The organism is Staphylococcus aureus, from assembly GCF_001027105.1.
GTDB classification, from domain to species: domain Bacteria; phylum Bacillota; class Bacilli; order Staphylococcales; family Staphylococcaceae; genus Staphylococcus; species Staphylococcus aureus.
On record NZ_CP011526.1, the window covers coordinates 249765 to 272537 of the forward strand.

Annotated in this window: 23 protein-coding genes and 1 pseudogene; 13 read left to right on the forward strand and 11 right to left on the reverse strand. The window is 33.7% G+C overall.

From position 1 onward, the window contains the following. Positions 1-24: 24 nt before the first annotated feature. The 5 genes from scdA (at position 25) to lrgB (ending at position 4693) form a co-directional block, all read left to right on the forward strand. Positions 25-699: an iron-sulfur cluster repair di-iron protein ScdA gene (scdA, locus tag AA076_RS01075; RefSeq protein WP_000608826.1), complete on the forward strand. Its 675-nt coding sequence runs from the start codon at positions 25-27 to the stop codon at positions 697-699. A gap of 246 nt (positions 700-945) precedes the next feature. Further along, entirely contained in the window at positions 946-2700 is a 1755-nt protein-coding gene (locus AA076_RS01080) for a sensor histidine kinase (protein ID WP_000950281.1), read from the forward strand. Between the two features lie 2 nt (positions 2701-2702). Next, entirely contained in the window at positions 2703-3443 is a 741-nt protein-coding gene (locus tag AA076_RS01085; RefSeq protein WP_000645452.1) for a response regulator transcription factor LytR, read from the forward strand. Positions 3444-3555: 112 nt separating this feature from the next. Continuing rightward, positions 3556-3999 carry an antiholin-like murein hydrolase modulator LrgA gene (gene lrgA, locus AA076_RS01090; protein ID WP_001792906.1) on the forward strand — a complete coding sequence of 148 codons (444 nt, stop codon included), beginning with the start codon at positions 3556-3558 and terminating at the stop codon, positions 3997-3999. Then, positions 3992-4693 (forward strand): antiholin-like protein LrgB, encoded by a 702-nt coding sequence (gene lrgB / locus AA076_RS01095; RefSeq protein ID WP_000607067.1) that lies wholly within the window; start codon positions 3992-3994, stop codon positions 4691-4693. Before lrgA ends, lrgB begins: the two co-directional genes overlap by 8 nt. Before the next feature lie 107 nt (positions 4694-4800). Here the strand turns inward: lrgB and AA076_RS01100 are convergent, their stop codons facing one another. After that, positions 4801-5505, reverse strand: a complete 705-nt coding sequence (locus AA076_RS01100) for a GntR family transcriptional regulator (protein WP_000922329.1) — start codon at positions 5503-5505, stop codon at positions 4801-4803. A gap of 148 nt (positions 5506-5653) precedes the next feature. Between AA076_RS01100 and AA076_RS01105 the strand changes: the two genes are divergently transcribed. Together AA076_RS01105 and AA076_RS01110 are read left to right on the forward strand one after the other, a co-directional pair. Next, positions 5654-6445, forward strand: coding sequence for a PTS sugar transporter subunit IIAB (locus tag AA076_RS01105; protein WP_001836346.1), 792 nt, complete (start codon positions 5654-5656; stop codon positions 6443-6445). 15 nt (positions 6446-6460) lie between these two features. Further along, a complete protein-coding gene (locus AA076_RS01110) occupies positions 6461-7897 on the forward strand; it encodes a 6-phospho-beta-glucosidase (RefSeq protein WP_000163988.1) in 1437 nt (478 codons plus the stop codon). Positions 7898-8329: 432 nt separating this feature from the next. Here the strand turns inward: AA076_RS01110 and AA076_RS01120 are convergent, their stop codons facing one another. Further along, positions 8330-9091 (reverse strand): class I SAM-dependent methyltransferase, encoded by a 762-nt coding sequence (locus AA076_RS01120; protein ID WP_000031268.1) that lies wholly within the window; start codon positions 9089-9091, stop codon positions 8330-8332. A gap of 18 nt (positions 9092-9109) precedes the next feature. Between AA076_RS01120 and AA076_RS14295 the strand changes: the two genes are divergently transcribed. Beyond that, entirely contained in the window at positions 9110-9244 is a 135-nt protein-coding gene (locus tag AA076_RS14295) for a hypothetical protein (RefSeq protein WP_001789860.1), read from the forward strand. 97 nt (positions 9245-9341) lie between these two features. Here AA076_RS14295 and rbsK read toward each other — a convergent pair whose 3' ends face one another. From rbsK to rbsR, 4 genes are all read right to left on the reverse strand, one after another. Continuing rightward, entirely contained in the window at positions 9342-10256 is a 915-nt protein-coding gene (rbsK, locus tag AA076_RS01130; protein WP_000182751.1) for a ribokinase, read from the reverse strand. A 27-nt stretch (positions 10257-10283) separates the two neighbouring features. Next, complete coding sequence (gene rbsD / locus AA076_RS01135) at positions 10284-10688, reverse strand: D-ribose pyranase (protein ID WP_000747873.1); 405 nt, start codon at positions 10686-10688, stop codon at positions 10284-10286. A 14-nt stretch (positions 10689-10702) separates the two neighbouring features. Continuing rightward, complete coding sequence (gene rbsU, locus AA076_RS01140; RefSeq protein WP_000029212.1) at positions 10703-11584, reverse strand: ribose/proton symporter RbsU; 882 nt, start codon at positions 11582-11584, stop codon at positions 10703-10705. Positions 11585-11815: 231 nt separating this feature from the next. Next, the gene (gene rbsR, locus AA076_RS01145; protein WP_000757880.1) at positions 11816-12814 is read right to left on the reverse strand and encodes a ribose utilization transcriptional repressor RbsR; all 999 of its coding nucleotides are present in this window, start codon (positions 12812-12814) and stop codon (positions 11816-11818) included. 150 nt (positions 12815-12964) lie between these two features. Between rbsR and AA076_RS14300 the strand changes: the two genes are divergently transcribed. The 3 genes and pseudogenes from AA076_RS14300 to AA076_RS14305 all read left to right on the forward strand — a co-directional run. After that, a complete protein-coding gene (locus tag AA076_RS14300; RefSeq protein ID WP_001791651.1) occupies positions 12965-13144 on the forward strand; it encodes an NADH dehydrogenase in 180 nt (59 codons plus the stop codon). A 49-nt stretch (positions 13145-13193) separates the two neighbouring features. Then, on the forward strand, positions 13194-13586 hold the full coding sequence (locus tag AA076_RS01155) for a hypothetical protein (protein WP_001836347.1): 393 nt from the start codon (positions 13194-13196) through the stop codon (positions 13584-13586). Positions 13587-13830: 244 nt separating this feature from the next. Beyond that, positions 13831-14181 (forward strand): annotated as a pseudogene (locus AA076_RS14305) (IS1182 family transposase); the annotation flags it as partial. A 76-nt stretch (positions 14182-14257) separates the two neighbouring features. On the opposite strand, the gene AA076_RS01165 reads toward AA076_RS14305, so the two are convergent. Then, on the reverse strand, positions 14258-15634 hold the full coding sequence (locus tag AA076_RS01165) for an MFS transporter (RefSeq protein ID WP_001066546.1): 1377 nt from the start codon (positions 15632-15634) through the stop codon (positions 14258-14260). Positions 15635-15867: 233 nt separating this feature from the next. On the opposite strand from AA076_RS01165, the gene AA076_RS01170 reads away from it, so the two are divergent. Then, positions 15868-16860, forward strand: a complete 993-nt coding sequence (locus AA076_RS01170; RefSeq protein WP_000337364.1) for a choloylglycine hydrolase family protein — start codon at positions 15868-15870, stop codon at positions 16858-16860. Positions 16861-17185: 325 nt separating this feature from the next. Beyond that, positions 17186-18136, forward strand: a complete 951-nt coding sequence (gene lytM, locus AA076_RS01175) for a glycine-glycine endopeptidase LytM (RefSeq protein WP_000736798.1) — start codon at positions 17186-17188, stop codon at positions 18134-18136. 51 nt (positions 18137-18187) lie between these two features. On the opposite strand, the gene AA076_RS01180 is transcribed toward lytM, so the two are convergent. The 4 genes from AA076_RS01180 to AA076_RS01195 form a co-directional block, all read right to left on the reverse strand. Next, positions 18188-18847, reverse strand: a complete 660-nt coding sequence (locus tag AA076_RS01180) for an ABC transporter ATP-binding protein (protein WP_000570071.1) — start codon at positions 18845-18847, stop codon at positions 18188-18190. Between the two features lie 13 nt (positions 18848-18860). Continuing rightward, positions 18861-19781, reverse strand: a complete 921-nt coding sequence (locus AA076_RS01185; protein ID WP_000806113.1) for an ABC transporter permease — start codon at positions 19779-19781, stop codon at positions 18861-18863. Further along, entirely contained in the window at positions 19778-20944 is a 1167-nt protein-coding gene (locus AA076_RS01190) for an ABC transporter permease (protein ID WP_000848764.1), read from the reverse strand. The genes AA076_RS01185 and AA076_RS01190 overlap by 4 nt, the downstream gene beginning before the upstream one ends. A 67-nt stretch (positions 20945-21011) precedes the next feature. Continuing rightward, entirely contained in the window at positions 21012-22535 is a 1524-nt protein-coding gene (locus AA076_RS01195; protein WP_000038517.1) for a DUF6583 family protein, read from the reverse strand. Positions 22536-22773 lie beyond the last annotated feature (238 nt).

Consider the following 22773-nt stretch of genomic DNA (forward strand, 5'->3'; position numbering starts at 1 on the left):
CTGGAAATGAGGAGGTTATCTATAATGATAAATAAAAATGACATAGTAGCAGATGTAGTAACTGATTATCCGAAAGCAGCGGATATTTTTAGAAGTGTGGGAATAGATTTTTGTTGTGGCGGACAAGTAAGTATAGAAGCAGCAGCCTTAGAAAAGAAAAATGTAGATTTGAACGAATTATTACAGCGTCTCAACGACGTTGAACAAACGAATACACCAGGTTCGTTAAATCCTAAATTTTTAAATGTTTCATCACTTATTCAATATATTCAATCAGCATATCATGAACCTCTAAGAGAAGAATTTAAAAATTTAACACCTTATGTGACGAAGTTATCGAAAGTACATGGACCTAATCATCCATATTTAGTTGAGTTAAAAGAAACATACGATACATTTAAAAATGGCATGTTAGAGCATATGCAAAAAGAAGACGATGTCGATTTTCCAAAACTCATTAAATATGAGCAAGGTGAGGTAGTAGACGATATTAATACTGTGATAGATGATTTAGTTTCAGACCACATTGCAACGGGAGAATTGTTAGTAAAAATGAGCGAATTAACATCTAGTTATGAACCTCCGATAGAAGCGTGTGGTACTTGGCGACTTGTTTATCAGAGATTAAAAGCACTTGAAGTGTTAACACATGAACACGTACATTTAGAGAATCACGTATTATTTAAAAAAGTATCATAAATAACGCGATTAGAAACTGTTGGCAAAAATAAGTCCAGCAGTTTTTCGCTATGTATAAAAGTCATAATAGTGACATAAACAGCATTATTTGAAAAGAAAAATGGTCAACTTAGCATAAAAATTGATATGAAAATTTAATGGTATAGATAATTAAATAGTAGCGTGTTTTTTTAATAATTTATTCATGAATTTTACATGCACTATTATGATAAAATAAACATAATTATAATTCACTGAGGTGCTATCGTGCTATCGCTAACAATGTTATTACTTGAGCGTGTAGGTTTAATTATTATTTTGGCCTATGTGTTGATGAATATTCCATATTTTAAAAACTTAATGAATCGTCGACGTACATGGAAAGCACGTTGGCAATTATGTATTATTTTCAGTTTGTTTGCCTTAATGTCTAATTTAACTGGTATCGTCATCGATCATCAACATAGTTTGTCAGGAAGTGTGTACTTCCGTTTAGATGATGATGTATCTTTAGCTAACACACGTGTATTAACGATAGGTGTCGCAGGATTAGTTGGTGGCCCTTTTGTAGGTCTATTTGTTGGCGTTATTTCAGGTATTTTCAGAGTGTATATGGGTGGGGCGGATGCACAAGTTTATCTTATCTCATCTATATTTATTGGTATAATTGCTGGTTATTTTGGCTTACAAGCTCAAAGACGCAAGCGTTACCCGAGTATTGCGAAAAGTGCCATGATTGGAATTGTTATGGAAATGATTCAAATGTTGAGCATTTTAACATTTTCCCACGACAAAGCATATGCGGTTGACCTCATATCATTAATTGCACTACCAATGATTATTGTTAATAGCGTTGGTACGGCGATTTTTATGTCTATTATCATTTCAACATTAAAGCAAGAGGAGCAAATGAAGGCTGTTCAAACACATGATGTACTGCAATTGATGAACCAGACATTGCCGTATTTTAAAGAAGGATTGAATAGAGAATCGGCACAGCAAATTGCGATGATTATTAAAAATTTAATGAAAGTATCTGCCGTAGCAATTACAAGCAAAAATGAAATCTTATCGCATGTAGGTGCAGGTAGTGATCATCACATACCAACAAATGAAATATTAACAAGTCTGTCTAAAGATGTATTGAAATCAGGAAAGTTGAAAGAAGTTCATACTAAAGAAGAGATTGGTTGTAGTCATCCGAATTGCCCGCTTAGAGCAGCTATCGTGATACCACTTGAGATGCATGGTTCTATCGTCGGTACATTGAAGATGTATTTTACAAACCCTAATGATTTAACTTTTGTGGAACGTCAACTTGCAGAAGGATTGGCAAATATTTTTAGTAGCCAAATTGAACTTGGTGAAGCCGAAACGCAAAGTAAGTTATTGAAAGATGCTGAGATTAAGTCATTACAGGCACAAGTGAGTCCACATTTTTTCTTCAATTCAATTAACACGATCTCAGCTTTAGTTAGAATAAATAGCGAAAAGGCACGAGAGTTACTATTAGAATTGAGTTATTTTTTCAGAGCGAATTTACAAGGCTCTAAGCAACATACGATTACTTTAGATAAAGAGTTAAGTCAAGTGCGTGCATACTTATCACTCGAACAAGCACGTTATCCAGGAAGATTTAATATCAATATTAATGTTGAAGACAAATATCGCGATGTGCTTGTACCACCATTTTTAATTCAAATTTTAGTTGAAAATGCCATCAAACATGCGTTTACGAATCGAAAGCAAGGTAACGATATTGACGTGTCAGTGATTAAAGAAACTGCAACACATGTACGTATTATTGTACAAGATAATGGTCAGGGTATTTCTAAAGATAAAATGCATTTGTTGGGAGAAACATCTGTAGAATCAGAGTCTGGAACTGGTAGTGCTTTAGAAAATTTAAACTTACGCCTAAAAGGATTATTTGGAAAATCCGCAGCATTACAATTTGAATCGACATCGAGCGGTACCACTTTTTGGTGTGTACTTCCTTATGAAAGACAAGAGGAGGAATAAATATGAAAGCATTAATCATAGATGATGAGCCATTAGCACGTAATGAATTAACATATTTATTAAATGAAATTGGTGGTTTTGAAGAAATTAATGAGGCAGAAAATGTAAAAGAAACATTGGAAGCACTACTGATCAATCAATATGACATTATATTTTTAGATGTCAATTTAATGGATGAAAATGGGATCGAATTAGGAGCTAAGATTCAAAAGATGAAAGAGCCACCTGCGATTATTTTTGCAACTGCACATGACCAATACGCAGTACAGGCATTTGAATTAAATGCGACAGACTATATTTTGAAACCGTTTGGTCAAAAACGTATTGAACAAGCAGTCAATAAAGTGCGTGCGACTAAAGCCAAAGATGATAATAACGCAAGTGCAATTGCGAATGATATGTCGGCGAATTTTGATCAAAGCTTACCTGTTGAAATTGACGATAAAATTCACATGTTAAAGCAACAAAATATTATTGGGATTGGCACACATAATGGTATTACAACCATACATACAACGAATCATAAATACGAAACAACAGAGCCATTGAATCGTTATGAAAAACGATTGAATCCCACTTATTTTATACGTATTCATCGTTCATATATTATTAACACGAAACACATTAAAGAAGTGCAACAATGGTTTAACTATACTTATATGGTAATATTGACAAATGGTGTCAAGATGCAAGTTGGACGTTCATTTATGAAAGATTTTAAAGCGTCGATAGGATTACTTTAACAGTAATCCTTTTTTTTATGCATTTTACCTATGATATTTTGTATTTCGGACTAAAAATCACGCAAATCGAAGTGAGCCATCTATACTTTAGTTAAATCAAACGTAGGAGGCAATGGTCGTGAAACAACAAAAAGACGCATCAAAACCAGCACACTTTTTTCACCAAGTCATTGTAATTGCTTTAGTACTCTTTGTATCGAAAATAATTGAATCATTTATGCCAATTCCTATGCCTGCATCAGTAATCGGTTTAGTATTATTATTTGTATTATTATGTACTGGTGCTGTTAAGTTAGGCGAAGTCGAAAAAGTAGGAACGACACTAACAAATAACATTGGCTTACTCTTCGTACCAGCCGGTATCTCAGTTGTTAACTCTTTAGGTGTCATTAGCCAAGCACCATTTTTAATCATTGGACTAATAATCGTCTCAACAATACTATTACTTATTTGTACTGGCTATGTCACACAAATTATTATGAAAGTTACTTCGAGATCTAAAGGTGACAAAGTCACAAAAAAGATCAAAATAGAGGAGGCACAAGCTCATGATTAACCACTTAGCACTAAACACACCTTACTTCGGAATACTGTTATCCGTTATACCATTTTTCTTAGCGACCATATTATTTGAAAAAACTAATCGTTTCTTCTTATTCGCACCGCTATTTGTCAGTATGGTATTTGGTGTGGCCTTCCTCTATTTAACAGGCATTCCGTATAAGACTTACAAAATAGGTGGAGACATTATTTACTTCTTCTTAGAACCGGCAACAATCTGTTTTGCGATTCCGTTATATAAAAAGCGTGAAGTGCTTGTTAAACATTGGCATCGTATCATCGGAGGTATTGGTATCGGTACAGTTGTAGCGTTATTAATTATTTTAACTTTTGCGAAGTTAGCACAATTTGCCAATGATGTTATTTTATCAATGTTACCTCAAGCAGCAACTACAGCGATTGCGTTACCAGTATCAGCTGGTATCGGTGGTATAAAAGAATTAACATCATTAGCAGTTATTTTAAATGGTGTCATTATTTATGCCCTAGGTAATAAATTCTTAAAGCTTTTCCGAATTACTAACCCTATTGCCCGAGGATTAGCACTTGGAACAAGTGGTCACACATTAGGTGTAGCACCAGCCAAAGAATTAGGACCTGTAGAAGAATCAATGGCAAGTATAGCTTTAGTGTTAGTTGGTGTAGTTGTTGTAGCAGTTGTGCCTGTCTTTGTAGCAATATTCTTCTAAAACGAAAAACCTAAGCAAGATAATAGCAATTTGAGCCATTGTTATTATCGTAAAAAAACGTCTATACTCCAGTTTATAACTGGGATATAGACGTTTTTATGTATTTATTACTTTTTACTAGGAATATAAAACTGTGCATGACGATAATGAAATACGATGTCAGATGAATCAAAGGGTTTGCCAGTCATTGTATAAAAAGTCTGGTGGTAACGTAAACATGGTTCACCTGTAGACAATTGTAGTAATGAAGCTTCACTTGAAGTGAGTTGATCTACATTAAAGAAAATATCTGAAAAACCAATACGAAGTTTCATGTTTGATTCTAAATAGTCGAAGATAGAGCCCTTAGCAATATCATCATTTAAATATTTCACGATTTCTTTATGATAATAAGAATATTCGATACATAAAACATCATCGTCCACGAATCTTAATCGCTCTAAATAGTAGACGGTATCATCTGCATTTAATTGGAGCTCATCTTGTACAGATTTAGGTGGCGTTGCAATCTCCTTAAAAACAAGTACCTTACTTGTCATTCGGTGTTCACCTAAACTTTTAGAGAAACCATTAGTCTTAAAGACGTTGATACGATTGGCATCAGCAATATTTCTCACATAAATACCACTGCCTTGTGCTTGATAGATCAAACCATCTTGTTCCAATAAGCCTAATGCTTTAATGATAGTACTCTTACTTACTTGATAACGTTCTTTTAATTGCGTCACGCTTGGCAATTTATCACCGGGTTTGAAATTAGATTGATGTATAAACGCATTAAGTTGCTTAGCAATATGTTCATACTTTAACAATATTCTGTCCTCGTTTCACTTTGTCTGTAATTATTATAGCACAAAATATTATAATTGTATCGGCGTTTACAAATTGAACCGGTACAATTATAATTGGAGGTAAGTAAATACATTTTCATTCTACTATCAAGTTGAGGGGGTAATATTTATGAGCAATAAATATAAAGAACAAGCCCAAGACATTCTTACAGCTGTAGGTGGTGTCGAAAACATTGTTGATGCAACGTATGATACGAAGTGCATTACAATTCATATGCAACATACAATTCCTTCTACAGCAAATGAAGTGAAACAAATAGTTGATGTGACATCTGTAGCAGAAAATGATACGCAGTTAGTCATAAAATTAAATGGAAATATCGATGAAGTGTATCAGCAATTACAGCGATTAATTAAGAATGCTAATGTCGAAGAGAGTGAGAATACTGACAATATTAATAGTCAAGATACAAGTTATACACCTCAAGTAAAAGTAACAACACCAATTTTAGTGAAAGCACCAATCGCTGGTCGTCGTATTTTACTTAAAGAAGTAAGAGATTCAATTTTTAGAGAGAAAATGGTAGGTGAAGGCTTAGCAATCAAAGCTCATGAAGAATCCAAAGTAATCGCACCGTTCAATGGTTTAATATCTATGATTGTACCAACTAAGCATGCAGTTGGTATTCAATCAGAAGACGGTGTGGACATAGTCATTCATATTGGCGTGAATACAGTTGACTTGGAAGGTAAAGGGTTCAAGTGCTTTGTAAAGCAAAATGATCATGTTGAAGCAGGGCAAACGTTGTTGCAATTCGACCAGCAATATATACAACAACAAGGCTACAATGCTGACGTTATTGTCGTTATTAGCAACTCTGCCGATTTAGGAAAAGTAGAACTGACAATGAATGAAATCATTACGACTGAAGATGTTATTTTTAAAATATTTAAAAACTAGGAGTGTGTTGTAATAATGACAAAATTACCGCAAAATTTCATGTGGGGTGGCGCTCTTGCCGCAAATCAATTTGAAGGTGGATATGATAAAGGTGGTAAAGGGTTAAGTGTAATTGATGTTATGACGAGTGGTGCACATGGCAAAGCACGTCAGATTACAGAATCTATAGATCCCAATCACTATTATCCAAATCATGAAGGTATTGATTTTTATCATCGTTATAAGGAAGATATTGCCTTGTTTAAAGAAATGGGATTGAAATGTTTACGTACGTCGATTGCGTGGACACGTATCTTTCCGAATGGGGATGAAGATGTGCCAAATGAAGAAGGACTCGCCTTTTATGATCGTATCTTTGATGAATTAATTGCACAAGGTATTGAACCTGTTGTGACGTTATCACATTTTGAGATGCCACTTCATTTAGCGAAACATTATGGTGGATTTAGAAATAGAGAAGTTGTCGATTATTTTGTGCATTTTGCGCGTGTTGTATTTGAAAGATATAAAGATAAAGTTACATATTGGATGACGTTTAATGAAATTAATAATCAGATGGACACATCAAATCCTATCTTTTTATGGACGAATTCTGGGGTAGCATTGACAGAAAATGATAATCCTGAAGAAGTCTTGTATCAAGTAGCACATCATGAACTTTTAGCCAGTGCTTTAGCAGTTCGTCTTGGTAAAGAGATTAATCCGAAGTTTAAGATTGGAACAATGATTTCACATGTACCCATTTATCCATATTCGTGTCATCCGAAAGATATGATGGAAGCACAAATTGCGAATCGCTTACGTTTCTTTTTCCCGGATGTCCAAGTGAGAGGTTATTATCCAAGCTATGCTAAAAAAATGTTGGCACGAAAAGGATATGATGTTGGATGGCAAGAAGGGGACGACAGTATTTTACAGCAGGGCACGGTTGATTATATTGGCTTTAGTTATTACATGTCTACGGCTGTAAAACATGATGTTGATACTACAGTTGAAAACAACATCGTCAACGGTGGTTTGAATCATTCTGTGGAGAATCCGCATATCGCAACGAGTGATTGGGGTTGGGCGATTGATCCAGATGGCTTAAGATATACATTGAATGTGTTATATGATCGTTATCAGTTACCACTTTTTATTGTGGAAAATGGTTTTGGTGCAGTTGATGAAGTGGTAGATGGACATATTCATGATGATTATCGCATTGAATATTTAAAAGCACATATTACAGCAGCGATAGAAGCAGTTGATCAAGATGGTGTAGATTTAATCGGTTATACACCGTGGGGAATCATTGATATTGTTTCATTTACAACCGGTGAAATGAAGAAACGCTATGGTTTAATATATGTTGATCGAGATAATGATGGTCATGGCACGATGGAACGCTTGAAAAAAGATTCGTTCTATTGGTATCAACAAGTGATAGCATCAAATGGAGATAAATTATAAAGGTATATTATAAGTATTTTAGGGTTAGAGCCCGAGACATAAATTAATATAGTAGGACCTACAGTGTTATAATGGCGGGCCCCCAACACAAAGAATTTCGAAAAGAAATTCTACAGGTAATGCAAGTTGGCGGGGCCCAACACAGAGAAATTCGAAAAGAAATTCTACAGGTAATGCAAGTTGGGGAAGGACAGAAATAAATTTTGCGAAAATATCATTTCTGTTCCAATCCCGTGATGTTAAAATTTTAAGAAAAAAATAATGCCACTAACTATGTATAGTGTTAATGTTTGAGTGTTTATGAAAGTCTTTAACCAAAATTGATGACTTACTAATCAACGATAACGATATTGTTAAGTAGATGATTAGTGTCACAAAGAAATTAAAGTGATAGTCAAACATAGATACAAAGTACAGTTAGTGGCATTATATTTAGTGCTCTTTTTTAGCGACAAAAGTAATATAATTCATATCTTTACGCAATTTAGTCATCGTTTTAAACATTTTACAAAACATTGGTCGATTTTCTTTTTTCAAAGCATTGTTGATAATCTTTATAGTTCCAACAATACCTTCGTCATAAATTAAACCTTTTGGTGTCATTAAACTCATTGGACCAGTATGATAATGCACATGATTAAAACCAGCTTGATTATATAAATCTAACCAGCCAAGTTTCGTCTGCGGTGAGACATTGACATTAATTGCTGCAGATAATGATTTAACAACATGTGTGGCATGTGATTCATTAACGATGACAATATCATGTGTTAACAAGATACCCCCAGGCTTTAAGACTCGGTAGTACTCGCGTAATGCTTTTTCCTTTATGGCGATGGGTAACATTGTTAACATTGCTTCATTTAAAACGATATCGAATTGATTGTCATCAAAGGGCAATTTAACAGCATTCGCTTGTTGAACTTGAATATATGATTCAAGACCTGCTGCTGAAATGTTTTCCTGTGCTTTTTCTAATGCTTTCTTATTTATATCAACGCCTTGAATGTGACAGCCATATGTATGAGCTAGATAAATAGATGTTGTGCACATATTACATGCCACTTCTAACACTTGTTTATCTTGTGAAAATGCCCCTTGTTGTATTAACCAATCTGTTGCTTCTTTACCACCGGGGCGTAGACGAGTTTTTCCTAATTTAGCTAAAAATGTATGACCAGCTTCTTTAGACATAGCATAACCTCCTTTTAATTGATAATTATTATCATTAATATAGCATATTTATATGCGATAATTTGGAAGTTAAAAAGATTACAAAAAATTGTCACTTCATTTATAACTAAACATGAGTCAACAAGCATAGGTTTAGTGGAAAATTATTTCTAATAGATGATGTTTTATAAAGATAAAAAAGCACAGCCATGATATACGAATGTTGCATGTTATATGCTAAACCTTCATATCATAGCTGTGTTTGATTCATTTAAACTTGATTTACTTCTTCTAGTAGAGGAATAGATGCTTGCGCGCCGTGTTTTTGTACAGTGAGTGAGCTCGCTTTATTACCAAAATCAATAGCATCTGCTAAGTTATCTTGCGACTTGTTTAAGCGACTGACAAATGCACCAATAAATGTGTCGCCTGCAGCAGTTGTATCAATCGCATTTACTTTATAAGCTTCGATGTGTTGGCTTTGATTTTTAGTAGCAAAATATGTACCTTGCTTACCTAGCGTAATCAAAACAGTCTTAATGCCTATAGATAAAAAGTAATTGGCATTGTCTTTCATAGATTGTTCATTAGTTACTTTAATCCCAGATAACAATTCGGCTTCTGTTTCGTTTGGCACAATAATATCGATTAATGATAATAATTCATTAGGTAATGCTTTCGCTGGTGCAGGATTTAATACTGTCGTCACACCATGTGCCTTGGCAATTTCAAATGCAGATATAATAGCCGGGATGGGTACTTCTAATTGTGCAACGACAAAGTCTGCATTGATTATAGCGTCTTTTGCGTTAATAACATCTTCAGGTGTCATCGTCATATTCGCACCACCATAAACATAGATGGTGTTTTGTCCTTCTGCATTCACAGTGATAAAGGCTTGGCCCGTTTTTGCTTCAGCTGTTTTGATAATATATGATGTATCAATATGAGCTACTTTAAAATCTTCTAAGATGAAATCAGCAACGCCATCAGTGCCAATTTTAGTAATAAATGTTGTGTCTGCTTGCATGCGTGCAGTGGCAATAGCCTGGTTGGCACCTTTACCTCCGCCGAATGCTTTTTGTGCTTCTTCAACATGTAATGTTTCGCCTGGTTGTGCATATCTTTCAACTGTTAAAAATTGATCGACATTCGTTGAACCTAAAATAACAACTTTGTTGGTCATGTGTACGCTCCTTTCAAGTTATAACTTTTAAAAAGTAACATTCGATTCTAATGCAATATTAGAGTAGGGCGTTGTTTCACCAGTACGAATATTACCTTTATTTAATGGGTGAGCTAAGTTACTTTTCATTTCTTCGTGAGGAATGAAAATGATTTCGATTTCCGATGAAATCAATTGTTTAATTTGTTGCAATTGTGTAGGGTTATGTTCTTTTATTTCTTCTGCTAAGTATATTTTTTGGATTTCCATTTCTTCTAACACTGTAGCTAAGACATCAATAAAGCGTGGTAAGTTTTTAGTTACAGCTAGGTCGATACGACGATGATCATTTGGAATTGGCATGCCAGCGTCATTAATCGTTAATAAATCAAAATGACCAATTGTCGCGATTGCTTTTGAAATATGTTCATTTAAAACAGCTGATTTTTTCATGACATCTACACTCCTTATTTTATAAATACTGTAACAGAAGCGGCTACTAAAATGAGTACTAAGCCGATGATTGTAATAACCATTTCTTTTGACGTTTTATGTTGTTTTAAGAAATAAATACCAGTTAATGTAGCAAGCACAACGGATGTTTGAGAAAGAATAAATCCAGTTGCTAAACCATTCATATTAGGTTGTGCTGAAATAAGATATGTTAAAGCACCAAATGCAAAGAAGAAACCTGAAATAATTTGTAACCACGTAATTTTATTACGGAATGGATTCTCTGCTTTCATATTCATAAAGCCATAAATGACTGCAACAATTACCATACCCATTGCTTGAGGTAAAAAGGCAGTTAGGCCATCAATAGAAGTTGCTTGCGGTGCAGCTGAATATAACCAGTATCCAAATTCACCAATTAACAGAAGTACCACTGCACGACGTAAATTTTTGGCGTTACTTGCTTCTTTGCGTTCACTCCAAACTGTCATACGCGCTCCAATTAGAATAACGACTAAAGCTGTAAATCCAATGATTTTATGACCAATGCCTGGCCAATTTCCTAATGCAAAGACACCCCATAAAGATGCGCCTAATAATTGGAATGCTGTTGTGACTGGCATGGCACGAGATGAGCCGACTAATTCGAACGCTTTAAATGTAATGATTTGTCCGAATCCCCATCCTGCACCTGATAATAAGGCGAATAGCAAATTGGTTCCAGTAGGGAAGCCACTTGATGTGACTACGGCTAATAAAATAGCGAAGATTAACGTACCTACAGTAGCACCGATAATTTGATGTACAGGTTTACCACCAAACTTTGAAGCGACTGTTGGGAAGAAGCCCCAGCCAATTAAGGGGCCTAACCCGATAAGTAATGCAACAATGCTCATGTTATACACCTCATGATTTGTTTTTAGTAAAACGTTTTACCAGTGCCATCGTACCATTTTTATTTGTAAAATGCATGCGTTTTCATAAAAACTGAAAACGTTTAAATCATATTTAAAAATTCATACATTATTATTTTAATTTCTTAGTAAAATAATTATGATTAAAAACCCTCAGCATTAAAGCAACGCTAAGGGCCTAACAATGATGAGTATATTTCGGAAGATACGTAGTTAGTTTGAAAGATGATAGCCAGTTGTTGCACGAATTTTTAAAGTCGTTGGTAATTCAATCATATCAATGGATTTATCTAAGTGCTGTAATCGTTGAAGTAATAAGGTTAAAGATGTTTTGCCAATATCAGTTATAGGTTGTGCCACAGTAGTTAAAGGTGGCGAGACGTACGCTGCATAATCAATGTCGTCATAACCTATTAATGAGATATCTTTCGGGATACTGATGCCATGTTCAATTAGTCCTCGTAAAATGCCAATAGCGAGTTCATCGTTAATAGCGAAGATTGCAGTGGCAGATTGAACCATGATGTCATCAACAATGGTTAGCCCACCGCGCTTAGATAATTCAGTATGGACGATTTGTGGTTCTGGCAATTGATTCGCGCGCAAAGTATCGACAAATCCAGCGACACGAGTCGACATATTCGCCATCATGTCATATGGTGCAACAATTATCATATGGTTGTGACCGAGTTCTATTAAATGTTGTGCTGCAAGTTGTCCACCTTGATATTCATTTGTCCGAACAAAATCTGTATAGCCTTGATGGTCATTTTGATCCAGTACGACATAAGGTACATGATGTTTCTTTAGATAGTTATTTAGGGCGTCCGGGGATGATATGTATTGTGCGATAATTAATCCGTCAATACCTCGATCAATTAAATGTTTAATATTGTCATACAAATCAGTTGCTGTAGATGTTAAAAAGCATAAATCAACATCAGATGGTTTATGGTCATGAATACTTTGCATCAGTGCTGAGAAAAACGGATTTGTTAAGCTAGGCAAAATGACGCCAATAGTTTGAATTTTACTGCCGCGCAATTGTTTTGCATGTTTATTAGGGGCATAGCCTAAACGTTCTGAAACAGCATGTACGTTTTTTATCGTTGTTGCGGAAAAACGACTATCATTATGATTTAAAATATGTGACACAGTTGTAACTGATACACCAGCTTCTCTAGCAACATCTTTAATTGACACTTTTTTCATATTATATTCCTTCTCTTTATTGTGTAATTAATCATACAGTTATATACCCGATTATTATATTCATCATATCATGATAAACATTTGATGACATATGAAGACGTGAATGACTTTTATTGTCTACAAACAGACGTCTGAAGTATACGATTAAGGTTGAGACGAGAGAATATATTATTAAGGTTAATACCTTTTAATGATTATGATAACAAGAATTTTAAAATGTTTATTGTGATTAAAAATACAAAAGTCATTATTTTAAAGAATAAAATATTTGTTTTTGAACAAAGTATTAAAAAACATAACGAAATGATGTATATTGAACTATGTGATTGAAAAAATTTTTAATTAAGGCTTGTTAAAACTTAAGAGAGGATGTTTTTAAATGCAATTCAAATTAAAAGAAGAAGAGATTATTAGTTTTTTAGAATTGAAATATCCAGAAAAAGAGTTCGAATATGGTCGTTTGTTAGTTGGACAACATAAACGTGATGATTTAGATGTTTATTACTTTGGTGATACGTTTTTAATGTGCACGATTATTTCATTCAAGACATTTGAAATTAAAGAAACAGTAGAATTATCATATGATGCTGTTAATCGTATTGTGTTAAAAGATGGATGGTTATTTAGAAAAATGAGAATAGAAAAAATGCAAAAAGTGTTAAAATACGGTACATCTAAATTAATGTTAACTGATTTTCAAAAAGAGAATTATAATAAATATATTCAAGGTCAGAAACAACGCGTGATATTTGAAAATGGCCATTTTGTCTAATTGATAGTGAATATAATTAGAGTAAGAGGCTGGGACATAAATCCCTAAAAAACAGCAGTAAGATAATTTTCAATTAGAAAATATCTTACTGCTGTTCTCTATTTATACAATACTTCGTATTGAATGGCTTCGCTTTCCTAGGGTGCCGTCTCAGCCTCGGTCTTCGACTGGCACTGCTCCCTCAGGAGTCTCGCCATTAATACTACGTATTAACATGTAATTTTACTTTGAAATACTTTAAAAAATAAGACACTTTGCCCAACTTACACTACCAATAAAAACTTCTGTTAGAATTCCTCAAAATGATATTTCGCGACATGTTAATGAAATTGTTGAAACGATACCTGATAGCAAATTCGATGAATTCAGACATCATCGTGGCGCAACATCCTATCATCCAAAGATGATGTTAAAAATCATCTTATATGCATATACTCAATCTGTATTTTCTGGTCGTAGAATAGAGAAATTACTTCATGACAGTATTCGAATGATGTGGTTAGCTCAAGATCAAACACCTTCTTATAAAACTATTAATCGTTTTAGAGTGAATCCTAATACTGATGCGTTAATTGAATCTTTATTTATTCAGTTCGCTTATTTTTCTTGGATTTCTTGTATATCATTTTAAAGTGATAAAGATATTTCGAAACATAATTCTTCTATTATATTTAAGATTTAACTGTTTTTGGAATGATCATGTATGCAGACAATGAGCCAAGGATCATCAATACAATGCTGACTATAAATGTTACGGTTGCAGCTACACTTGGTGCATAGTTTAGTTGTAACATACTGAAAACTGTAGTACTTAGTGCTATACCAAAGGAGCCACCTAATGTACCACTCATTTTATATAATCCTGTAGCTAAACCAACTTTTTCATTAGGCATACTGAAAATTGCAATCGTAAGTCCAGGTGTTGCGACTAAACCATTACCTATCGCACATATGACGAAACCAATGATAACTGCAATGACATATTGTGATGCCAATAATTGAGTCATGCTAATAATAGTGATGCCGATGACAGGGAACAACGGACCAATGATGAGCATCAATTTGCCACCGAAACGTAATGTTGCTTTTTCACCTAAACGAATCATCGCAACTGCCACAATGGCATATGGCAATGTAACAAGTCCAGATTGCGCAGCTGATAAACCAAGGTGTGTTTGAGCATATATGAAAAAGACCACTGTTACGCCTAGACCGCTATTTAAAACAAAGTTATTTAAAAATGCACCAATGAACGGACGGTTGCGTAATACTGAGAAATCAATAAAAGGTACTTCATGTCGACGTTCGATGATGATGAATATCAACGTAGTGATGATAAAAATGCTCAGACAAATGATTGAAAATGTACTAAACCAACCTTGTTCGAATCCTTGTGTTAACAATAATGTAAAGCTACCAATCATAACAGCGAAAATCGACATACCTTTGTAATCGAATGGATGACGGTGGCTATGTTGACTTACTTTTTCAGGTGTGCCTTTTAGAAGCAATATGGCAATGAAAGCAATGACTATACTAATGATGAAATTCGTTTGCCATCCGAAATTTGAGGCAATTAAACCGCCGATAACACCAGCTAGGCCGATGCCACCAACAGTACTAATCATTAGATAACTAATCGCTCGTCTTAAATGTTCTCCTTTAAATTGATTATTTAACACGCCAACTGTTGAAGGTAACAAGATAGCTGCTGATAGACCTTGTAAAATTCTACCGATGATGAGCAGTGCAGTGATGTCCGATATAATTAATAGAAGAGATGCAAACATACTGATTATGAGACCCATGTATGTCATTCTCAGTTGTCCTATTTTATCAGCAATATCACCTGCAGCCACCATGAAGATACCTGTGGCGAAGGAAGTTAAACTAATAGATAAATTTAACACGGCAGGAGAGGTTTGATATGTTTGACCAACGAGAGGTCCTATATTAATAAATGATTGTGCAAACAACCAATATGTTAATGCAGACAACATAATCGCAATAATAATATTACTGCGTGGTGAAGATTGTGTGTTATTCACAGATGTCACTCCTTGTAAAAATTAAATATAGAAAGTCATGAGATGAAGTGAACGGATGTATAGATGATCGTTCACTCACACATAAGTCATGATTTCCTTACATATCATACCACAGTTATTGAGAATGAATATCAATTAATTGCTTGTATAATTGATTTTTTATAGTATGTTTAAGTGAAACAGCTTTATTTGAAAGTGATTAAAGTAAATGAAGGTACAGAGGAGTGAGAACAATGTGCACAGGATTCACAATACAAACTTTAAATAATCAAGTACTTCTTGGACGCACGATGGATTATGATTATCCATTAGATGGTTCGCCAGCAGTGACGCCTAGAAATTATCGTTGGAAATCTCGCACTGGCACGACAGGCCAAACGCAATATGGCTTTATTGGCACAGGAACAGATATGGAAGGTTTTATTTATGGTGATGGTGTTAATGAACATGGCGTTGCCATTTCAACACAATATTTCCGAGGTTATAGTTCATATGGATCAACACACAAAGCGGACGCGATGAATATTACGCAAAATGAAATTGTGACATGGATTTTGGGATATACAACAAGCATTGAAGATATGAAACAACAAGCATCCCAAATACATGTTGTAGCTGTATATTTAAATGACATCGGTGAAGTTCCGCCATTGCATTATCATGTTTCCGATGCAACTGGACATACAGTCGAAGTTTCATTTAAAGAGGGTGAAGTGGTTATAAAAGATAATCCTATTGGTGTCTTAACAAATCATCCAGACTTAAATTGGCATTATAGTAATTTAAGACAATATATCAATATTTCTCCTTATCCAGCAACAGCAAATTTATTGGAAGGTGTAACGATTGAACCTTTAGGCAATGAAGCAGGTACATTTGGATTGCCAGGTGGATTTACTTCAACTGAGCGCTTTGTGAGAATGGCATTTATGAAAGCAAACATTGCTCAAAACAATGATAAAGAAATGGATTTAATGAATGCATTTTATTTATTAGATGCGGTAAATATACCGATTGGAATTGTACGTCCGCATGATGCTGACAATCACTATACGATGTATCAGACCGTAATAAATTTAACTACAAGAACGTTATATATTAAGTATTATGGCAGCAATGAATTAGTAGCATTAAAGCTCACAGATGATTTAATTAATAGAAAAGATATGACGATTTTTAAGCCTGAGAAGCATATCACTATTAGAAAGTTGAATGACAATCAATAGCGATTGATAATGGAATTTGGTTGATATGATTTGATGGATGATTACTATCATGCATTAGCGTTGAATCGCGAACATGGACGAACGATTAGTTGTTAATTTTGAAAATTTATAAAAGGTTAAACGAATGCAGTGAGAGATGTCATTTTAATATCAATGTATGGCTATTTTGTAATGACAATGTAATGAGTTTAGTAAAACATTTCGGGAATATTAAATAGTTGGAAAATGAGAATTAAATCCTTTACTCAGTTGTCTAATTCTTTTAGTATGTGCAGTACAGTTTAATTGAAAACTAACTTTAACTTTAATGGAGGATGTTTTATACATGAAAAAATTAACAGCAGCAGCGATTGCAACGATGGGCTTCGCTACATTTACAATGGCGCATCAAGCAGATGCAGCAGAAACGACAAACACCCAACAAGCACATACACAAATGTCAACACAATCACAAGACGTATCTTATGGTACTTATTATACAATTGATTCTAATGGGGATTATCATCACACACCTGATGGTAACTGGAATCAAGCAATGTTTGATAATAAAGAATATAGCTATACATTCGTAGATGCTCAAGGACATACGCATTATTTTTATAACTGTTATCCAAAAAATGCAAATGCCAATGGAAGCGGCCAAACATATGTGAATCCAGCAACAGCAGGAGATAACAATGACTACACAGCGAGTCAAAGCCAACAGCATATTAATCAATATGGTTATCAATCAAATGTAGGTCCAGACGCGAGCTATTATTCACATAGTAACAACAACCAAGCGTATAACAGCCATGATGGTAATGGAAAGGTCAATTATCCTAATGGCACATCTAATCAAAATGGTGGATCAGCAAGTAAAGCGACAGCTAGTGGTCATGCGAAAGACGCAAGCTGGTTAACAAGTCGTAAACAACTACAACCATATGGACAATATCACGGTGGTGGTGCGCATTACGGTGTCGACTATGCAATGCCTGAAAATTCACCAGTTTACTCATTAACTGATGGTACAGTAGTACAAGCAGGTTGGAGTAACTATGGTGGCGGCAATCAAGTAACGATTAAAGAAGCGAACAGTAATAACTACCAATGGTATATGCATAATAATCGTTTAACTGTTTCAGCTGGTGATAAAGTCAAAGCTGGTGACCAAATTGCATATTCAGGTAGTACGGGTAATTCAACAGCGCCTCACGTACACTTCCAACGTATGTCTGGTGGCATCGGTAATCAATATGCAGTAGACCCAACGTCATACTTGCAAAGTAGATAATACAGAAAATCCCAAGTTGCGATATCATACGCAGCTTGGGATTTTTTCGTTTTAATAATAGGTATAAGTCCATTGTTTGTCCTCTAAAACATGTTGATAAAAAGGATCTTGGCCAATTAACTTGATATCATCTGCAAGTGCTTCAACTTCATCTAAATGATGGGTAGTTAATATAATTAAACATTTAGATTTCATGATGTTAAGTAGTTGGTGGATGTCATGTCTAGATTTTAAATCAATACCAACTGTCGGTTCATCTAAAATGAGAATTCGAGGTTGACCTAGTAAACCTACTAATATATTAATTTTACGTTTATTCCCACCGGACAATGTAGATACTTTGGCAGACGTATCATCAAAGTTTAATTGCTGTAAATATTCGTTGATAGTTGTATCGTTAATTGGATTTTTACAAAGTGATTTAAAAAATTTAATGTTTTCAGCCACTGTCATGTGTTCAAATAACGCAATGTCTTGTGGCACATAACCGATGTGATTTTGTATTTGTCTTTGATTCCATTTTTCGCCGAAATAGTTGATAGTTCCATCATTAGCTTTTTCAATACCAGCAATCATACGAAGTAATGTTGATTTTCCAGCACCATTATCACCAAGTAATACGGTTAAACGATTACTATCAAAGGACATAGTTAAATGATTGAAAATCTGTTTGTTACGGTAACGCTTTGAAAGGTTATTAATTTCTATCATCAGTTACGCTCCTTTACATGAAAATAATCAAGTATACGATACCCATAGCAAGTGCATATATAAATGTCATGAATAATCGATGACTTATTGTTTGAATATGGAATAAGATAAAGACGATACCTATCTCATAAATCAATATAAGTAACAGTGATTTTAAGTAAAATATTAAGCTGAGTGGTTGAGACAAATATAGACTAACTGCCAATAGTACCAACAATAACAAAATCGTATGTGTCATTACATAAGTACTATATAGTTTGAAACGGCTTAAATGATATTGTGATAATCGTTGCAATGCTGCTTGTTGGTTTAAACGATAATGAAGTACTACTTGAACAGCGCTAACAAATAAAATCACCGCAAAGATTAAGCTAATTGAAATAGAGTGTTGTGCTTGTTTAGTAAGCGACACAAATTTGATTTTAGATTCAGGTGTATGTTTATGATAGGACTTGTTGATAGCATCGATGGATTGATGCTGTTTCATATCCTCAAGGTGTTCATAAATAATGTTAGGAATTTGCTGCTCATATAATGAACTACTAACAATTTCTACAGCAATACCACCTATAAAGTCATCTCTACCATATAACTGTATCGTTTCTTTTAAACGGTTCTCTTTTAATTTTTGAGAGAAACCTTTAGGAATTTGCATACTTAAAATAGCTTCCTTTTTAGTAACATCATCTTCAATATAGCTTTCATCTTCATCGACTTTTTTAATAGTTACATAGTCAGATTGTTTAATTTTATTGACGAATGATTTTGATGCAGTGGTTTGGTCTAAATCTTGAATGGTAATCGGTATTTTGAAGTTGTCATGTGCTACACGGTAACCGATACCAATAAGTACGAGTGCGATGACAATGGTTGTTACGAGCAAGATGTATTGTAACCATTGCTTGAACACAACAAGTTGTATATAAGGCTTCATTGACGATACCTCCAAACCAATACAGCTAAATTAATTATCAAAAGTGCGATGAAGCTAAGATAGAAACTAGGGTGCAGTTCTAAAATGTAGTTGTTTAAAATAATTTCTAACAATTGATTTGTTACAACTGCGAACGGTTGAATATTGAAAACACCATTTGCTATATGTTGTAAAAAAATCGTAGGTATTGTTAAACCAGATAACACCAGGATGACAATAGCTAATATGACTTTACTAATACTATTCAACAAGCCTGTTGTTAAAAGTTCGATGAGTAATAACCACAGTATTAAAAAGGTAACATAATAGCTTAAATGAATGGCTAACGTTGGCCAATTATATAATTCAAAGATATTCGGAATACTGAACACAATCCAAACTACACCAACGATACTCCATAACATAGTATAAAACCATGTAATCAACGTACGAATGATTAATAAACGCTCTTTAGAAAAATGAAACATTTTCAATCGCGCTTTCAATACAGTATCTTGATTCATTTTCAAAACTGTAAATAAAGATAGTGCAAAGATGAATACCGTTGTTAAAAATCCTGTAATTGCATAATAACTGCCCGTATCGTATAAATGAATCGGTTCTAAGTTAAATGCACCTGAACGGTTTAATCCTGTAATCAGCAAATCAGTCATAACATTGATACTGTCAGAATGTGATGCTTTCGGTGCTAAGTCTTGAAAAGCTAAGATGCCACCCATTGATCGCATAAGACGTTGGTAAACAGAATCTGTTAGCTGAGATAGCACGACACTTTTCATGGATTGTTGATCATATGTATATACTGAAATTGGTAGTTCGCCTTGTTTATAAAATGCCTTGGTCATACCTTTATCAAAAACAAAATAGCCTTGAAGTTTATGTTTTTTTAACAAAGTATGTGCTTGCTTATCATCATATGCTTTAATGCTCACGTTTTTTCCTAGGTTACTCCCTTTACCAATAGAGTTTAAGATTAATTTCGTTTCACTTGATTGATCTTTATCTACGACACCTATATTAAAATGATTGTCATCTTCTGTTACATGTTGGATTGTCGTTAATGTAATAAGGAGTGCCGCTAATATAAATAGTAAATAGATAATCAAATACCACTTTTTCAATAAAAAAGAGTGGTAGATGCGAAACAAATGTATTGTTTTCATTTAACCACTCCTCCAATGATAAGATTGAAAGGCAAGATGACCTTCCAATCTTATTTTTATATTTTAGTTATTTAGATGCCTTTTTTAAAATTGATTCAAACATTTTGCCGCCATTTTTTTCGATTTCTTTTTCAAGTTTTTCACGGTCTTTTGAAGATAGACTATTGAAATCTTTTGCACCACTATCATCAAAATCAATATCTGCTTTCAATTTTGTGCTAGATTTTAAAATGAAATTAATTGGTTCTTCAGCATATTTGATGCCGATATTTAACGTAGATTTCTGAGTGTTATTTTTTACGTCAGAATCTATATTATTTTCAAAAGTGAATTCATTTTCGTCGCTATATTTATCTAATGCGACAGTGATTTTACCTTTATCTTGACGTTTTGTGCCATCTACTTTTTCTTGGTTATCTAATTTGATTTTTGATTCATCATATTCTGTCTTTTTACCAAATTCGTATTTATCATTATATTTATTATCTTTTTCTTTAGAAGATACGCCTTTAATTGTATATTTCGCTTCAGCATACGTGTATTTATCTTGATCGAAATCAAGTGCGTAATCTAGTTTTAACTTATCGTCTTCTAAAGTATTAGTACCTTTGATTTTAGTTTTATTATTTTCTTTGTCTGTAATAGTAATTTCTCGTTTTACAATCGTATGTTTTTCGGTATAAATTTTAGATTGAATTTTAGCAAATTCATCCTTTTTAGTTTCTTTGACATCGTCAATTGCTTTTTTGATGTCTTTTTCAAAGTCTTTTGTAGCACCTTGTTCTTCCATTAATTTTTTAAGGTCTTTATCCTTTTTAGCTTCTTCTAATACAGCTAATGTAATTTTTTTAGTGTCAGCTCTGCTAAGTGTTAACGTGACAGGTCTAACTTTGTACTTTTCACCATTAACCTTAATTTCTTCTTTTTTACCTTTATCAAAATTATCGTCATCTAATTTGTCGACAATAAGTTCGGAATATTTTTCGGCAATTTTGCTGTAGTCACTTTGTTGTGCTTGAGCATTATTAAAAAGAGTATTTAAATTTAGTTGTTGGTTTGTAATACCATTTTCTTTTGCTGTTTCTTCATCTTCACCTGTAAGTTTTGAATAAGTTGATAATAAATCAGAATTATTAACACTATATTTCCCTTTAAATAATGGTGATTCGAAATAATGCTTATCTTTATCTGCAGCTAACTGGAATTTCCCTAATGCAGAGTCTGCGATTGTTGGTTCAAGATTAATCATTGATTTCTCTTTTTTAGGATCATGTCCATATGACATTTTAATTTTCGATGCATTAACAACAGATTTAGGAATGCCAAGCCCTTTAACAATTTCATCTGATGCATCTGCGCTTAATTCTAATGAAGATAAAAACGAATTATCTTTCATCTTTTCTTGGAACTTCACTTCATTTTCAAAACGGTCATTAAAATAATCTTTATACATTTTTGCTGTTTGTTGTTCACTTTTTAGGTATGTATTTTTCGGTGTATTAGCAAAAAATGCATAAACTCCCCATGCGATTCCACCTATTAATAGTAAGACAATAATAATAGGAATTATAATTTTTAACTTTTTAGACATTTTGCTTCCTCCCAATTATTTATGAGTTAATCATATCAGAACAATACATTTTATTAAATGGTTTATTTTAAATTTTGTTTAAATTAATAGAATTTTAGTTATAATAATGTTTAATAAGTTATTGGAAATCTAATAAACTACAAAAAATAGTTTGATTACATAATGATTCTTGAAAAATGTTGGTTAACTTAATAATATGCATTTTTTTGGCGAAGAAGATTTATTTAACTTATAAAAA

Bases quoted from the DNA above. Each gene is read 5' to 3' on its own strand.
- scdA (WP_000608826.1), top strand. From the start codon at position 25: ATGATAAATAAAAATGACATAGTAGCAGATGTAGTAACTGATTATCCG.
- AA076_RS01085 (WP_000645452.1), top strand. From the start codon at position 2,703: ATGAAAGCATTAATCATAGATGATGAGCCATTAGCACGTAATGAATTA.
- lrgA (WP_001792906.1), top strand. From the start codon at position 3,556: ATGGTCGTGAAACAACAAAAAGACGCATCAAAACCAGCACACTTTTTT.
- lrgB (WP_000607067.1), top strand. From the start codon at position 3,992: ATGATTAACCACTTAGCACTAAACACACCTTACTTCGGAATACTGTTA.
- AA076_RS01105 (WP_001836346.1), top strand. From the start codon at position 5,654: ATGAGCAATAAATATAAAGAACAAGCCCAAGACATTCTTACAGCTGTA.
- AA076_RS01110 (WP_000163988.1), top strand. From the start codon at position 6,461: ATGACAAAATTACCGCAAAATTTCATGTGGGGTGGCGCTCTTGCCGCA.
- AA076_RS01120 (WP_000031268.1), bottom strand. From the start codon at position 9,091: ATGTCTAAAGAAGCTGGTCATACATTTTTAGCTAAATTAGGAAAAACT.
- rbsK (WP_000182751.1), bottom strand. From the start codon at position 10,256: ATGACCAACAAAGTTGTTATTTTAGGTTCAACGAATGTCGATCAATTT.
- rbsD (WP_000747873.1), bottom strand. From the start codon at position 10,688: ATGAAAAAATCAGCTGTTTTAAATGAACATATTTCAAAAGCAATCGCG.
- rbsU (WP_000029212.1), bottom strand. From the start codon at position 11,584: ATGAGCATTGTTGCATTACTTATCGGGTTAGGCCCCTTAATTGGCTGG.
- rbsR (WP_000757880.1), bottom strand. From the start codon at position 12,814: ATGAAAAAAGTGTCAATTAAAGATGTTGCTAGAGAAGCTGGTGTATCA.
- AA076_RS01155 (WP_001836347.1), top strand. From the start codon at position 13,194: ATGCAATTCAAATTAAAAGAAGAAGAGATTATTAGTTTTTTAGAATTG.
- AA076_RS01170 (WP_000337364.1), top strand. From the start codon at position 15,868: ATGTGCACAGGATTCACAATACAAACTTTAAATAATCAAGTACTTCTT.
- lytM (WP_000736798.1), top strand. From the start codon at position 17,186: ATGAAAAAATTAACAGCAGCAGCGATTGCAACGATGGGCTTCGCTACA.
- AA076_RS01180 (WP_000570071.1), bottom strand. From the start codon at position 18,847: ATGATAGAAATTAATAACCTTTCAAAGCGTTACCGTAACAAACAGATT.
- AA076_RS01185 (WP_000806113.1), bottom strand. From the start codon at position 19,781: ATGAAGCCTTATATACAACTTGTTGTGTTCAAGCAATGGTTACAATAC.
- AA076_RS01190 (WP_000848764.1), bottom strand. From the start codon at position 20,944: ATGAAAACAATACATTTGTTTCGCATCTACCACTCTTTTTTATTGAAA.
- AA076_RS01195 (WP_000038517.1), bottom strand. From the start codon at position 22,535: ATGTCTAAAAAGTTAAAAATTATAATTCCTATTATTATTGTCTTACTA.